The following is a 14258-nucleotide window of genomic DNA, read 5'->3' on the forward strand; positions in this document are numbered from 1 at the left end:
GCGATATGGGTGGTTGCGGTGAGCGGGTGGAACGGTTACGACCGCCCGACTGGCCAGCGGGCGCGCAGCGCCCGGGTCAGCCGGGACAACAACCCCTGCACGCCGCCGGGCGCGGCGATCATGACCACGATCAACGTGGCGCCGAAGATCGCCAGCGGCAGGTTGCCCTCCAGCCGCTGTGCCGCCGCCGGTGAGAGGGTGAACAGGTTGGTCAGGGAGTGGGTCAGGTCGGGCAGGGCGACCAGCAGGACGGCGCCCCAGGCCGCCCCGGCGAGTCGACCGAGACCGCCGATGACCACCGCCATCAGCAGGAACAGCGACAGCGTCAGGCCGAACGCGCCGGGTGACACGCTCTGCGCGAGCACCGCCAGCAGGGCGCCGCCGAGGCCGGCACTGGCCGCGCTCACCACGAACGCGACGACCTGGGTACGCGCCACGTGGATACCGGCCAGGCGGGCCGCTACCTCGTCGTCGCGTACCGCCCGGAAGGCCCGGCCGTAGCGGCTGCGGACCAGGTTCGCCAACAGCACCAGGCAGCTCAGGGTCGCCGCGGCGGCCACCCAGAGCTGCCACCGCTCATGCGGGAAGTAGCTGCCCAGCCCGGCCGGGGCGGGGGCCACCGGCACCGCCAGACCCTGCTCGCCGTTGAAGACCCCGTCGAAGGTGACGGTCAACGCCGGCACCACCACGGCCACCGCGAGGGTGAGCCCGGCCAGGTACGGCCCGCGCAGTCGGGCGGCGGCGACCCCGACGACCGCGCCGACGACGACGGTGGCCAGCACCGCCACCACCAGCGACACGATCAGCCACCCGCCGGCGGTGAGGCCCCGCTCGGCGAAGGCGTTCTGCACCAGGGCGAGGGTGTACGCGCCGGTGGCCATCAGCGCGCCGTGTCCCAGCGAGAGCTGCCCGCATAGCCCGGTCAGCACGGTCAGCCCGGCGGTGGCGCAGAGGTACGCCGCCACGGTGGCCAGCTGGAAGTTGCGGAACGAGTCGAGCTGGTAGCTGACCAGCAGCACCAGCAGCGCGACGCCGGCCGCGACGGCGAGATGGCGTACCACGGTCGGCAGCGACCGACCGGGCCGGGCGGAATCGGCGGCGGCGTGCCGGGCCTGCGGCGCCGCCGCGCGGGTGGCGCTCACACCCGCCTCGCGGTGACCGGGGCGAACAACCCGCCGGGACGCAGCAGCAGCACCGTCAGCAGCAACGCGAGCACCGCGAGCGGGATGAGATCCCCGCCGGCGTAACCGCTGACGTAGGACAGCAGCAGGCCGACCCCCAGACCGCCGACGACCGCGCCGGGCGGACTGTCCAGCCCGCCGAGCACCGCGGCGGTGAACGCGGAGACGAAGACCAGGTCCATCGCGTGCGGATGCAGCCCCAACTCGGTGGGGATGACGAGCATCGCGGCCAGGGCACCGACACCCGAGGCGAGCGCCCAGCCCAGGGTGAGCATGCCGCCCACGTTCACGCCGAGCAGTCGGGACACCTCGGGGGCGAACGCGGCGGCGCGCATCCGCAACCCGATCGCGGTCCGGGTGAAGACCCAGACGAGGGCCGCGCCGACCACCCCGACGGTGGCGAAGACGAACAGGTCGTACGGGGACAGCACGGCGGTGCCACCGACCGTCAACGCGGTCCGGCTGAACGGTGTTTGAGCGGGCAGGTACTCGTTGCCGTACACCATGCCGAGGACCGCCTGGATCAGCAGGACCAGCCCGAGCGCGACGATCACCGGATTGAGTGGTGACCGGTGGTCCACCAGCCGCATCACGGCGATGTCCACGACCGCGCCGAGCAGCAGGCCGGCGAGCAGCGCGGCGCCGAAGCCGAGCCAGTACGAGCCGGTCGCGGCGGTGACGCTGTACGCGACGTACGCGGCGGCCACCGCCATCGCGCCCTGGGCGAAGTTGACGATCCGACCGGCCCGCCAGATGAGCACCAGGGCGAGTGCGAACGCGGCGTAGACCGCGCCCCTCGACAGGCCGTCGAGGGTGAGGAACAGGAAGCGGTCCACGGTCCTCCTTGCGCTCTTCAGAATCCGAGGTAGGCGTGGCGCAGGTCGGCGTCGTCGCGCAGCCGGGCGGCCGGTGCGGCCAGGGCGACCCGTCCGAGCGACATCACGATGCCCTGGTCGGCGACGGCCAGGGCGCTGCGCACGTTCTGCTCGACCAGCAGCACGGTCAGCCCGGTGTCGTCGCGCAGCCGGCGCAGCAACGCCATGGTCTGGGCCACCACGCGGGGAGCCAGGCCGAGCGACGGTTCGTCCAGCAGCAGCAGGCGGGGCCGGCCGACCAGGGCCCGGCCGAGGGCCAGCATCTGCCGTTCGCCACCGGAGAGCTGGTGGCCGAGGTGTCGCCGCCGTCGGGCCAGGGGCTCGAACAGCTGGTAGACCTCGTCGAGGGCGTGCCCGGCGGCGGTGCGGTCCCGCCGCCACAACGCGCCGAGGCGCAGGTTCTCCTCCACCGTGAGTTCGCCGATCACGCCGCGCCCCTCCGGCACGTGCGCCATGCCCCGCCGGACGAGTTGCTCGACCGGGGTGCCGCGCAGGTCACGGCCGTCGAGGAGGATCCGACCGGCGGTCGGGCGCAGCATGCCCGACAGGGTGCGCAGCAGCGTGGTCTTGCCGGCACCGTTGGCGCCGATGACCGCGGCGATGGTGCCGGTGGGCACCCGCAGGTCGACGTCGTGCAGCACCGGCACCGGCCCGTAGCCGGCGGCCAGGGCCTCGACGGTGAGCAGGTCCCCGCCCACTACGCGGCCTCGTCGACGGCCGCACCGAGGTAGGCGTCCACCACGGCCGGATCCTCGCGGACCGCCTCGGGCGACCCGGTGGCGACGACCCGTCCGAAGTCGAGCACCACGATCCGGTCACAGACCGCCATGACCAGGTCCATGTGGTGCTCGACGAGCAGCACCGCGCAGGGGTCGGTGGCCCGGTGCGGCAGTTGCCGGATCAGCTCCGCGAGGGTGTCCACGTCCTCGGCGCCGAGGCCGCCGGCCGGCTCGTCGAGCAGCAGCAGCCGGGGGCGGGCGGCCAACGCACGGGCGAGCGCGACCCGCTGGCGTACCGCGAACGGAAGGGTGTCCGGCGCGGCGTCGGCGTACTCCGTGATGCCCAGGTCGGCCAGGACGGCGTGGGCGTGCTCGCGCAACCGGCGTTCGTCGCGGTCGCTGCGGGGCAGCCCGAGCAGCGCCGGCAGCAGCCCGGTGCGGGCGGTGTGGCTGGCCCCGGCCATCACGTTCTCCAGGACGGTGAGCCCGGCGAACAGTCCGGTGCCCTGCAGTGTCCGGGCGATGCCCAGCCGGGTCAGCCGGTGTGGTCGCGGTCGCAGCGGTCGGCCGTCGAGGGTCAGCGTGCCGGTGTGCGCGGTGACGAAGCCGCACACGACGTTGAACAGGGTGGTCTTGCCGGCCCCGTTGGGGCCGATCACCCCGACCACCTCGCCCGGTCCGACCGTCAGCGAGACGTCGTCGAGGGCGGTCAGGCCGCCGAAGCGGACGCCGACCTGGTGCAGTGCGAGACCGTCCGCCATCAACCCGCCCCTCGCCGCACGACCAAACTTATTACACTCGGAGTGTACGTTTCTCGCGTGTTTCGTCAACACCCTCGATGCCTGGTTGTTACCTACCGGTACAGCGATTCGTGACGCCGTCGGCGGTGCCCGGTCCGGGCAGGTCGACCAGCCGGGCCAGGGCCTCCCGGTGCCGGTCGGCCGTGCCGAAGGCGATCGCGGTGCTCTTGGCCCGCTTGAGGTAGAGATGGGCCGGGTGTTCCCAGGTGAAGCCCAACCCACCGTGCAACTGGACGCAGGTCTCCGCCGCCCGGACCGCCACCGGACCGCAGTACGCCTGTGCCAGCGCGGCGGCCAGCGCCGCCTCCGAACCGACCGCCCGCCCGTCGGCTGGCGCGGCGCCGAGGAGGTCGGCCGCGTACCGGGCCACCGCCCGGGCCTCGGTCAGCTCCACCCAGAGATCGGCCAACCGGTGCTTGACCGCCTGGAACGAGCCGACCGGCCGGCCGAACTGGTGGCGCTGCCGCACGTAGTCCACCGTCGTGTCCAGACACCACTGCGCCACCCCGACCTGCTCGGAGGCGAGCAGCGCCGCACCCGCCGTCAACGCCGCCGTGATCGCCGTCGCGGCCACCGCGCCCCGGGCGACCGGGTGGGCGGGTGCGGCGGTGAACTCGAGGTCGACGAGCGGTCGGGTGGCGTCCAGCGACACCACGGGAGTCCGGCGTACCGCCGGGTCGGCGCCGTCGACGGCGTACAACCCGTCGGCGGCCGGAACCAGCAGCAGGCCGTGCGGGACGGTGTCAGCCACCCGAGCACCCGGCCGGACAGCGTCGGACCGGGCCCCAGCGTGACCGGCCCCGGATCCGCGTCGGGCGCGGTGGCCAGGCCGACGGCCAACGCCACGTCGCGTTCGGCGGCGGCGACCTGGCGCAGCAGGGTGGACTCACCGCAGGCGAGCAGCGCGCGGGTGGCCACCACGGTGCCCAGGAAGGGCACCGGCGCGACCGCCCGGCCCAGTTCCTCCAGCACCACCGCGACCTCGCGGAAACCGGCCCCGGCGCCACCGTGCTCGACGGGCACCGCCAGGCCGGTCACCCCGGTCTGGTCGACCAGCCGGCGCCACAGCGCCCCGTCGTACGGCTCGTCCGCGTCGACGGCTGCGAGGATCCGCTGCCACGGCGCGTGCGCGGCCAGCAGCGCGCGGACGCTGTCGCGCAGCGCCTCCTCGTCGGCGTCGTAGAGCAGGTCGGTCATCGGTCCACCCGAGGCTCGGCGGGCAGCCCGAGCACCCGCTCGGCGATGATGGTGCGCAGGATCTCCGACGTGCCACCCTCGATGGAGTTGCCCCGGGCGCGCAGGTAGCGGTAGGTGGCGGTGCGGCCGAGCAGGTCCGGGGCCGACGGACGACGCATCGTCCAGTCGTCGTGCCGTAGCCCCTCGGCGCCGCGCAACTCCACCTCCAGACCGCTGATCCGCTGGCTCAGCTCGGCGAAGGAGAGCTTCACCGCCGAGCCTTCGGGGCCGGGCTGGCCGGCGGCGATCAACTGCCGCAGCCGCAGCGCGGCCAGCCGGGCGGCCTCGGCGCGTACCCACGCGCGCAGCACCTGCGTGTGCAGGCCGCCGGTGCGCAGGTCCGGTCGTTCCCGCCACAACCGGGCCAGCACCCCGACCATCCCGCCCTCCCGGGGCAGTGGCCGCCCGCCGATGGCGACGCGTTCGTTCATCAGGGTGGTGCGGGCGATCCGCCAACCGTGCCCGACCTCCCCGATCCGGTGGGCGTCGGGTACCCGGACCCCGGTCAGGAAGACCTCGTTGAACTCCGCCTCGCCGGTGGCCTGCCGCAGTGGCCGCACCCGCACCCCCGGCGCCGTCATGTCGCAGACGAAGTAGGTCAGCCCGTGATGCTTCGGTGCCGCCGGGTCGGTGCGGGCCAGCAGGATCGCCCAGCGCGCCTCGTGGGCCAGGGACGTCCACACCTTCTGGCCGTCGACCACCCAGTCGTCACCGTCGCGCACCGCCCGGGTACGCAGGCTTGCCAGGTCGCTACCGGCGTCGGGCTCGCTGAACAGCTGGCACCACACCTCCTCGCCGGTCCACAGCGGTCGCAGCCAGCGCTGGCACTGCGCCTCGGTGGCGTGCCGCAGCAGGGTGGGCGCGGCCATGCCGAGCCCGATGCTGTTGCGCCGGGGATGGTTGTCCGGCGCGCCGGCCTCGGCGAAGGCGTCGTCCACCACGGTCTGCAGGTGCGGCGGCGCGCCCAGGCCACCGCGACCGGGCGGGTGGTGCACCCAGGCCAGGCCGGCGTCGAAGCGGGCGCGCAGGAAACCGGTGCGATCACCGCTCGGGTCGTGCGTCCGCAGGAACGCGGCGACCAGCCGGCGCAGCCCGTCGGCCGTGTGGTCGGACACTCACCACCTCCACATTCTTGCACTGCCAATGCAATATACGACCGCCGGTCCACGGGACGGAAGACCGGCGGCCGGATGGAGCCCGAGGCGGACGCGACGCGACCGCCCCGGTCAACCTCAGTGCGGGCAGGTGTTGCGGTACTCCTCGATCGCCAGGCCACTCGGACCCGGGCAGAGGAACTGCTCGTACCGGGTGTCGTCGTCGACGAACCGCTTCAGCCAGGCCACCATCTGCTTGGCGGTGGGGGTGTTGACCGTGTTGGGGAAGAAGTGGCCCTCACCGTTGAGTTCGAGGTACGCCTTCTCCGCCGAGGCCGGGATGCTGTTGTAGAACGGCTCGGAGTGCGACGAGACCGAGGCCACGGTGTCGTTCTCGCCGCCGACGATGAGCGTCGGCACCCGCAGGTTCGACCAGTTCTTGTCCAGGTTCCACGGCGCCAGTGGCACTGCGGCCTGCAACGACGGCCGGCTCGCCGCGGCCTCCAGGCTGCCGCCGCCGCCCATCGAGTGTCCGGCCACGGCGAGCCGGCTGGCGTCGATCCGGCCGCGCACCGAACTGCGCTCGGTCAGGTAGTCCAGCGCGGCCAGCAACTGCCGGCCCCGGCTGCTCGGCTGGTCGAACCGGGTGATGGTGTCGATGCCGATGACCACGAAGCCGTGCGAGGCGATCCGTGGGCCCAGCCAGTCCAGGCTCGACCAGGAGGCGGTGTAGCCGGGCGAGATGGCCACCGCGCCGAAGGTGCCGGCCGTGGTGGTGGTCGGGTAGTAGATGACGCCGCCGCCGAAGCCGCTGACCAGCGAGGAGACGCTCGTCGACGAGGTGGCGAAGGGGCCGCGGCTGGCCTCCAGGATGGCGTTGGTCGGCGCCGGGCCCCGCTCGTACGGGTTGGCGGCCTGGGCCGGGGACGAGGTGGCGACGACGCCACCGGTGGCCAGGACGGCGGCCATCGCCAGCCGGGCCAGGAGGGAGACGGAACGGGGACGGGTGGTGGTGGTAGATCGCACGTCGGATACTCCCTTGGGTTGGAGTGGTATCGACTGCGATCAGTGTTTGGGGCGCTCCGCCAGCACCGCATCGGCAAAATCACCAGTCCCGGCGCCGTCGGTGGAGCGCGATGCGTCCACCGACGACGCCGGTGGCCTCACAGCACGGTGCAGAGGGTGCCGTTGAGCCGGAAGGCGGTCGGTGTCACGTTCGGCCCGCTGTACTCGCCGACGAAGCCGGCGCTCGTGCCACCCTCGGCGGGTATCCGACGGTTGTCGTCGGTGCCGGTGACCCGGACGGTGGTGCCGACCTGTTCCCAGGTCGCGCTCCAGCCGCTGCCCACCCGCTGCCACGTCGTCGGCCAGGTCCAGGTCAGCGTCCAGCCGTCGATCGCGGTGTCCGAGTTGTTGACGATGTCGACGTTCGCCACGTAGCCGTTGCCCCAGTCCGTGGTCCGGGTGAAGCGGACGCCGCAGCTGCTGGTGGCCGGGCTGCCGGTGGTGAAGGTCAGCGGCGGCGACGCCCACGAGACCCGGCCCGCAGTGTCCCGGGTCAGCACGTTGACCGTGTACCTGCGCCCGGGGACGAGGTTGTCGACGGTGAGCGAGGTGTCCGAGGTCTCGCCGAGCTGCTCACTTACCGCGCCGTACTGCCGGTGCACCTCGTACTTGGCGATCGGGCTCGCGCCCCGGGTCGCCGCCGGCCAGGAGATCGTCGCGGTCCGGTCGGTGACCTCGGTGGCCGTGGGCTGCCCCGGCGCGCCGGGGTGCCCGGTGGCCGGGGCGGCCGACTGCACCACGAGCGTGGTCAGGGAGTACGGCGGCAGCGTCCGACTGGTCGCGCTGCCGGACCGGCTGGTGGTGATGGCGGTGGCCCCGTTGGTGTGGGTGTGCACCGTCGGCTCCCCACTCGACGGGGCGAAGCCGGCGTAGTCGATGCTGACCTCCCGGGCGTTGTCCGGGTCCCGGTTCACCAGCAGCACCGCGACCTCGCCGTTGGACCGGCGTACCGCGTGCGCGGCGACCGACGGCTCGTCGCTGGCCGCCCGGATGAACTGGTCGCCGGTGCGGGCGAAGCGGCTCATCATGGTCAGCCCGTGGTACGCGGCGAAGGGTGTGTTCAACGGCGGCTCGCAGACCGATCCGTCCGAGGTGCAGGTGCCGCTGGAGAGCATGCCGAAGTCGCCGTAGTCGGTCTGCCCGGCCACGGTCGACACCTGCCCGATGCCGTTGCGCACGTTCCACCAGTGGACGGTGAACACACCGTTGGCCAGCAGTCCGCTGTACGCGTCGGCGAGGAACAACGCGGCCGGCTGGCTGGTCATCCCCTGGGAGGTGACGTTCACCTCGGTGAGGCTGATGCCGATGCGACCGGAGTCCGGCCCTGCGTACCTGGTGATCTGTTCCCGCAGCAGCTCGACCGCGTCGGTGATGTGGCTGGTGCGGGGCAACGACTCGGCGGCGCTGCCGCCCGGGTACCAGTGCACGTCGACGAAGTCGATCTTCTGGCCGGCGATGGACAGCACGGTCTGGTTCCACGGGCCCGGGTCGTCGCCCGCGGTCAGCCCGTCGGGCCAGTTCGCGGGCATGGTGAGCACCGCACCGACCTTGATGCTCGGGTCGACGGCCTTCATCGCGTCCGCGTACTCGACCAGGAGATTCGCGTAGTAGGTGGCGCTCTTGTCGGGGTGGTGGTCGGCCTCCCACGCCGACCCGTAGTGCCCGTTGCCGTAGTTCTCGTTGCCGACCGCCCAGTACCGGGCGTCGTAGCCCTTCGTCACGTTGGCGTACCGGACCCACTCGGCCGCTTCCTCCGGCGTGCCGGTGCCGTAGTTCGCGATGATCATGGGCTGCGCGCCGGCCCGCCGCACGCCGGCCATGAAGGTGTCGAAGTCGGTGCCGGGGGCGACGTAGCCACCCGGCGCGGTGTGGTCCCGCCAGTGGTAGATGTCGGCGTAGGAGCCGCCGGGATAACGCATCATCTGCACACCGGCCGCCCGCAGCAGGTCCGAGGTATCGGTGGTGCCCAGCTGCGAGTCCCAGATGGCGTGGTTGACACCGAGGGCGGTGTCGGGCACGGTGGCCAGCCCGGCCCGCGCGTTCACCGTCACGTCCACCGGCGTGGTGGCCGCGACGGCGGTGGGCTGGTCGATGCCGACGAGTGCGGCGGCGCCGAGTAGCAGGCCCACCAGCGCAAGGGCCCGCGCGCGCCGGGGTGGGGTCGGGGGTCGAACTCCGTGCCGGTCCGAGATTTCCATGATCTTCCTTCGCGGTCACGCGGAGATCCACCGGTCCCGAGCCCGACGTGCCGGGCTCGGGACCGGTGGAACAGAGACGAATCCGTCCTCGACCGTCGTCCCCCGGAACCGTGGCGGCCCCGGTTGCCCATCGGGCGACGGTCACTCACACGCGCGACAACGCATCGGCGTCCAAGAATCCCACAGCAACGGGCCCGGCTCAACGCCCGGTTCACTGCTCGGAACCAACTGTAAGGTTTATGAACAGTTGGTGTTACCATCATGTCCGTCGATGAGCGCTCCGCCCTTCGACGTCCCCTCCCCCCTGGAAAGGAGTGATCGCATGTCGAGATGGCGCGCCCTGGCCGCGTTCGCGGCACTGACGCTCACCGGCGCGCTGCTGGCGGTCATCCCGTCGACCGCCGCCTCCGCCGCAGCCTGTGCCACCGGGTGGCGGTCCACCGCGGTCTACACCTCCGGCATGCAGGTGTCCCACAACGGCCGCAACTACCAGGCGAAGTGGTGGACCCAGAACGAGGCGCCGCCCGGCACCACCGGGGTCTGGCAGGACCTGGGCGCCTGCGGCGGCAGCACCCCGCCGCCCACGGGCGGCACCTGCAACCATCCGAACTGGACCGCCGGCACCTGGTACCCGGCCGGCAGCATCGTGCGGTACACCAACGGCCAGTACTACATCGCCGAGCACGACAATCCCGGCTACGACCCGATCATCAGCACCTGGTACTGGGACCCGTACACCTGCTCGGGCACGCCGCCCACCAGCAGCCCGCCGCCGGTCAACCCGGGTGGCTTCGTGGTCAGCGAGGCCCAGTTCCACCAGATGTTCCCGAACCGCAACTCCTTCTACACGTACTCCGGGCTGGTCAACGCGCTCAGCGCCTACCCGGCCTTCGCGCGCACCGGTGGTGCCACGGTGCAGCGGCAGGAGGCGGCGGCCTTCCTGGCGAACGTGTACCACGAGACCGGCGGCCTGGTGCACATCGTGGAGCAGAACACGGCCAACTACCCGCACTACTGCGACAGCGGCCAGCCGTACGGCTGTCCGGCCGGGCAGGCCGCGTACTACGGGCGGGGGCCGATCCAACTGAGCTGGAACTTCAACTACAACGCGGCCGGCAACGCCCTCGGGCTGCCGCTGCTGACCAACCCGTGGCTGGTGCAGACCGACGCCGCCGTGGCCTGGAAGACCGCCATCTGGTACTGGATGACGCAGAACGGGCCCGGCACGATGACCGCGCACACCGCGATGGTCACCGGAGCCGGCTTCGGCCAGACCATCCGCAGCATCAACGGCTCGATCGAGTGCAACGGCGGCAACCCCGCCCAGGTGCAGAGTCGGGTCACCCGGTACCAGCAGTTCGTGGGCATCCTCGGGGTGCCCGCCGGAGCGAACCTCTACTGCTGATCCCCGGCTCCGGTGCCGCCGCCCACCGTGGCGGCACCGGACCGGTCAGCCGACCTTCGGGGTGGCCCGGTCGATGATCGCGGCGAAGTCGACGCCGGCCGGCAGCGTGCCGTAGGCATGTCCCCGGTCACCGCCCAGCCGGGACGCGCAGAAGGCATCGGCGACCGCCGGGTGACCGTGGCGCACCAGCAGCGCGCCCTGCAACACCAGCGCCAACTGTTCGACCACCCGACGGGCGCGTACCTCCAGATCGGCCGGATCGGCCAGGGCGGCCCGCACCTGGCGGACCGCGGCGTCGAGCCGGGCGTCGGCGCCCGCGGCGGCGTCCACCTCCGACTGGAACGCCCCCAGCACCTCGGGCTGGCCGGCCAGCGCCCGCAGCACGTCCAGCGCGGCGACGTTCCCGGAGCCCTCCCAGATGGAGTTGAGCGGCGACTCGCGGAACAACCGCGGCATCCCGGACTCCTCCACGTAACCGTTGCCACCCAGGCACTCCAGGGCCTCCGCGGCGTGACCGGGCCACCGCTTGCAGACCCAGTACTTGCCCACCGCGAGGGCGATCCGCTTGAACGCCGTCTCGGCCGCGTCGCCCCGCGCGGACCGGTCGGTCGCCCCGGCCAGGCGCATCATCAGTACGGTGGCGGCCTCGGACTCCACCGCCAGGTCGGCCAGGACGTTGCGCATCAGGGGCTGGTCCACGAGGTAGCGGCCGAACGCCCGCCGGTGTGCGACGTGATGCGCGGCGGTGACGACCCCGTGCCGCATGCCGGAAGCGGCACCGATCACGCAGTCCAGCCGGGTCAGGTTCACCATGTCGATGATGGTGCGCACGCCCCGGCCCTCGTCGCCGACCCGCCAGGCCACCGCCTCGTCGTACTCCACCTCGGCAGAGGCGTTGGAGCGGTTGCCGAGCTTGTCCTTGAGCCGCATCAACCGCATCGGGTTGCGGGTGCCGTCGGGCAGCACCCGGGGAACCAGGAAGCAGGTGAGCCCGCCGGGCGCCTGGGCGAGAGTGAGGAAGAGGTCGCACATCGGCGCGGAGGTGAACCACTTGTGCCCGACCAGCCGGTAGCTGCCGTCGGCCGTCGGGCGTGCCGTGGTGGTGTTCGCCCGCACGTCCGACCCGCCCTGCTTCTCGGTCATCGACATGCCCGCCAGCAGCCCCCGCTTGCCCTGCGGCTCCCGCAGCCCGAAGTCGTAGCTGCGGGCGGTGAGCAACGGTTCGTAGCGGGCGGCCAGGTCTGGGGCGTGCCGCAGCGCGGGCACCGCCGCGTACGTCATCGAGATCGGGCAACCGTGACCGGCGTCGGGCCGCCAGACGTGGAACTTCGCGGCCCGGGCCACGTGCGCGCCGGGCCGCTCGTCGCCCCAGGGCGCGGCGTGCAGGCCGTGCGTCACGGCGGTACGCATCAGCTCGTGCCAGGAGGGGTGGAACTCCACCTCGTCGACGCGGTGTCCGTAGCGGTCGTGGGTCCGCAGCACCGGCGGATGGTCGTTGGCCAGCCGGCCGTGCTCGATCGCCCGTTCGGTGCCGGCCAGCCGGCCGAGTTCACGCACCTCGGCCAAGGCCCAGTCGGCACCCTCCCGGGCCAGCGCGTCCAGCAGCGCGGGCTCGTCCGCCGTGTCGTGGCCGACCAGCGGCGGCACCTGGTTGAACACCTCGTGTGTGCTCACGACGGGACTCCCAACGCGCGGTGGATGAAGGTGGTCAGGCCGCCGATGGTGTCCGGGCCGGCGACACCGGCGGCCAGTGGGCCCACCATCGCCTCGGCCAGTGCGCCGACCACAGCGGTGGAGGTCAGCTCGGGATCCTGCGCCGGCAGCTCACCGCCGGCCACGCCGTCGGCGATGTAGCCCGCCAGCAGCGCCGCGTGGGCCCGCCGGAAGACCAGCCGCTGCGCCTCCACCGCCGGATCGACCGGCTCGGCGAGCAGGGCGTACGCCAGTCGTGGCGACCGTAGCGCCCGGCCGGCGAAGGTCTCGATGACGGCCCGGACCGCGCGGCGGCGGTGTGCTCGGCGGTGGCGGCCCGGGTGACGGCGTCGATCTCGCGCTGGCTGGCGGTACGGAACACCTCGGCGAAGAGGTCGGCCTTGGCCGGGAAGTGCCGGTAGACGCTGCCGGTGGCCAGCCCGGCCCGCTCGGCGACCGCCGCGACCGAGCAGCCGGCGTAGCCGTGCTCGGCCAGGATGCCGAGGGCGGCGTCCACGATCCGCTCGCGCGAGGCGGTCAGCCGCGCCCGCACCCGCTCGGTACTCCGGTACGCCACACCAAGAATTGAATCACCATTCATTTCTTGCCGGCAAGCGCCCACCCGACGGCAGGTGACCGCCGCACGGCACGACCCGCGCCGGGTGCGCCTCAGACGGCTACGGTCACAGGTCGTACGCCTGCGCGAGCTGCTTGCGCAGCGCCTCGACGAAGGGCCGCAGCTCGGCATCGAGGACGGCCGCTTCGTCCGGGGCCACCACGACCGAGGCGTCCCGGTAGGGCAGTTGGGAGATCACCTGGTGCCGCCGTCCCGGTGCCGGATGGCTGGCCAACAGTGACGCGTGCTCGCGGATGGTGAGCTGACGCAGCATCGGCAGCTGCCCTGCCCGCTGCGTACGGGTCGTGGCGATGGCCCGCCGCCAGACGTCCATCGCGCCTCCCGGCGTTCCGTACGCGGTGACGAGAGGCGCCAGCACCGGCGACAGCACCAAGACGTCGATCATGCTGAGAGCCGCGGTGCTGCCCGCCGCACTCGACGCCATCGCATCGGCCCGCACCTCCGCTCGACGCCCCTCCCGGGCGTCGAGCGTGTTCATCGCGAGGTGTACGACGAATAGCAGCCAGCTGACGGCGCCCCCCACCACCTGCCAGAGGGTGTAGAAGAGGGCGTGGACACCCGCCAGCTCCCTGTCGTGCGCGTCCCCGTGCGGCGGCCGGGTCGCGGTCGCGAGCACGCCGAAGAAGGTCCGGGCCGGCTGCGTCAGCAGACGCCGGCGCGAGTCCGCCCAGCGGAAGTGCCCGAGTTCGTGACCGATCAGTGCCACCGTCTCCTGTGGCGTCAGGCCCACGAGCAGCGGGACACCGAGCAGCAGCACCCGGGTCCTGCGCACCCCGACGACCGCCGCCGCCGCGTTCCAGTCGTTGTTGAGCACTATGACGTCGGGCTTCGGTGCGTCGACGGCGTCGCCGACCCGCTCGACCAGACGGTGCAGCGCCACCTGCCGCTGCCCAGTCAGCCGGTAGGCGCCCCTGACAACCTGGCGGACGCTGCCCAGGCGGGGGCGCAACGCGTAGGCGACGGCGGCGAGCAGCAGCGGCAGAATCAACGGCCCCTCGCCGTCGACCAGCAGCCACCCGGCGGCAGCCAACGCACCTACCGGGATGAGCACCAGCACGCCGGAGACCAGACCGAGCAGCAGGAAGGCAGGTGTCAGCCGGGAGTGGGAAACATCCTCCTGCGTTGCCATCCGGGCAAGGCGGCGATCCGCCCGGAACCCCGCCCGGCGATCGAGCCGTTCGATGGACCGGCCGAGACGACCGGCGGCACCCGAAGCGGCGACGTCGAGGTTCCACTCGCAACGCCCACACCAGGGTGGCTGGTCCACGACGGTCTGCAGCTCGGTGCTGGAGCAGTTCGGGCAGGAGCCGACCCGAGGGTCGGAGGGGATGCGGTCACGCGCGATCGGCACCGCGA

At 72.6% G+C, this 14258-nt stretch carries 14 protein-coding genes; 1 reads left to right on the top strand and 13 read right to left on the bottom strand.

Annotated features, from left to right (window positions below; translation table 11 throughout):
- Positions 1-35 precede the first annotated feature (35 nt).
- The 9 genes from ENC19_RS11070 to ENC19_RS11105 all read right to left on the bottom strand — a co-directional run bounded on the left by ENC19_RS11070 (position 36) and on the right by ENC19_RS11105 (position 9168).
- A complete protein-coding gene (locus tag ENC19_RS11070) occupies positions 36-1142 on the bottom strand; it encodes a branched-chain amino acid ABC transporter permease (RefSeq protein WP_164447089.1) in 1107 nt (368 codons plus the stop codon).
- Positions 1139-2017, bottom strand: coding sequence for a branched-chain amino acid ABC transporter permease (locus ENC19_RS11075; protein ID WP_164447090.1), 879 nt, complete (start codon positions 2015-2017; stop codon positions 1139-1141). Before ENC19_RS11075 ends, ENC19_RS11070 begins: the two co-directional genes overlap by 4 nt.
- Positions 2018-2034: 17 nt before the next feature.
- Positions 2035-2754, bottom strand: coding sequence for an ABC transporter ATP-binding protein (locus ENC19_RS11080; RefSeq protein ID WP_164447091.1), 720 nt, complete (start codon positions 2752-2754; stop codon positions 2035-2037).
- Positions 2754-3536: an ABC transporter ATP-binding protein gene (locus tag ENC19_RS11085; RefSeq protein WP_164447092.1), complete on the bottom strand. Its 783-nt coding sequence runs from the start codon at positions 3534-3536 to the stop codon at positions 2754-2756. Before ENC19_RS11085 ends, ENC19_RS11080 begins: the two co-directional genes overlap by 1 nt.
- Positions 3537-3624: 88 nt before the next feature.
- On the bottom strand, positions 3625-4149 hold the full coding sequence (locus ENC19_RS30125; protein ID WP_328824238.1) for an acyl-CoA dehydrogenase family protein: 525 nt from the start codon (positions 4147-4149) through the stop codon (positions 3625-3627).
- Entirely contained in the window at positions 4119-4772 is a 654-nt protein-coding gene (locus ENC19_RS30130) for an acyl-CoA dehydrogenase family protein (protein WP_235944656.1), read from the bottom strand. The genes ENC19_RS30125 and ENC19_RS30130 overlap by 31 nt, the downstream gene beginning before the upstream one ends.
- The gene (locus ENC19_RS11095; protein ID WP_164447093.1) at positions 4769-5926 is read right to left on the bottom strand and encodes an acyl-CoA dehydrogenase family protein; all 1158 of its coding nucleotides are present in this window, start codon (positions 5924-5926) and stop codon (positions 4769-4771) included. Before ENC19_RS11095 ends, ENC19_RS30130 begins: the two co-directional genes overlap by 4 nt.
- 117 nt (positions 5927-6043) lie before the next feature.
- Positions 6044-6874 (bottom strand): alpha/beta hydrolase family protein, encoded by an 831-nt coding sequence (locus ENC19_RS11100; RefSeq protein WP_164447383.1) that lies wholly within the window; start codon positions 6872-6874, stop codon positions 6044-6046.
- Between the two features lie 194 nt (positions 6875-7068).
- Positions 7069-9168 carry a cellulose binding domain-containing protein gene (locus ENC19_RS11105; RefSeq protein ID WP_164447094.1) on the bottom strand — a complete coding sequence of 700 codons (2100 nt, stop codon included), beginning with the start codon at positions 9166-9168 and terminating at the stop codon, positions 7069-7071.
- A 322-nt stretch (positions 9169-9490) separates the two neighbouring features.
- On the opposite strand from ENC19_RS11105, the gene ENC19_RS11110 reads away from it, so the two are divergent.
- Positions 9491-10573, top strand: a complete 1083-nt coding sequence (locus ENC19_RS11110; protein ID WP_164447095.1) for a glycoside hydrolase family 19 protein — start codon at positions 9491-9493, stop codon at positions 10571-10573.
- A 45-nt stretch (positions 10574-10618) separates the two neighbouring features.
- On the opposite strand, the gene ENC19_RS11115 is transcribed toward ENC19_RS11110, so the two are convergent.
- The 4 genes from ENC19_RS11115 to ENC19_RS11125 form a co-directional block, all read right to left on the bottom strand.
- Positions 10619-12247: an isovaleryl-CoA dehydrogenase gene (locus ENC19_RS11115; protein WP_164447096.1), complete on the bottom strand. Its 1629-nt coding sequence runs from the start codon at positions 12245-12247 to the stop codon at positions 10619-10621.
- A complete protein-coding gene (locus tag ENC19_RS29530) occupies positions 12244-12411 on the bottom strand; it encodes a hypothetical protein (RefSeq protein WP_208020860.1) in 168 nt (55 codons plus the stop codon). Before ENC19_RS29530 ends, ENC19_RS11115 begins: the two co-directional genes overlap by 4 nt.
- Entirely contained in the window at positions 12372-12842 is a 471-nt protein-coding gene (locus tag ENC19_RS11120) for a TetR/AcrR family transcriptional regulator (protein ID WP_208020861.1), read from the bottom strand. The genes ENC19_RS29530 and ENC19_RS11120 overlap by 40 nt, the downstream gene beginning before the upstream one ends.
- Positions 12843-12948: 106 nt before the next feature.
- Positions 12949-14253 (bottom strand): M48 family metalloprotease, encoded by a 1305-nt coding sequence (locus ENC19_RS11125; RefSeq protein ID WP_164447097.1) that lies wholly within the window; start codon positions 14251-14253, stop codon positions 12949-12951.
- Positions 14254-14258 lie beyond the last annotated feature (5 nt).

The sequence above is a fragment of the Verrucosispora sioxanthis genome, from assembly GCF_010560025.1.
Lineage (GTDB): Bacteria > Actinomycetota > Actinomycetes > Mycobacteriales > Micromonosporaceae > Micromonospora > Micromonospora palythoicola.

Bases quoted from the DNA above. Each gene is read 5' to 3' on its own strand.
- ENC19_RS11100 (WP_164447383.1), bottom strand. From the start codon at position 6,874: ATGGCCGCCGTCCTGGCCACCGGTGGCGTCGTCGCCACCTCGTCCCCG.
- ENC19_RS11110 (WP_164447095.1), top strand. From the start codon at position 9,491: ATGTCGAGATGGCGCGCCCTGGCCGCGTTCGCGGCACTGACGCTCACC.
- ENC19_RS11085 (WP_164447092.1), bottom strand. From the start codon at position 3,536: ATGGCGGACGGTCTCGCACTGCACCAGGTCGGCGTCCGCTTCGGCGGC.
- ENC19_RS30130 (WP_235944656.1), bottom strand. From the start codon at position 4,772: ATGACCGACCTGCTCTACGACGCCGACGAGGAGGCGCTGCGCGACAGC.
- ENC19_RS11105 (WP_164447094.1), bottom strand. From the start codon at position 9,168: ATGGAAATCTCGGACCGGCACGGAGTTCGACCCCCGACCCCACCCCGG.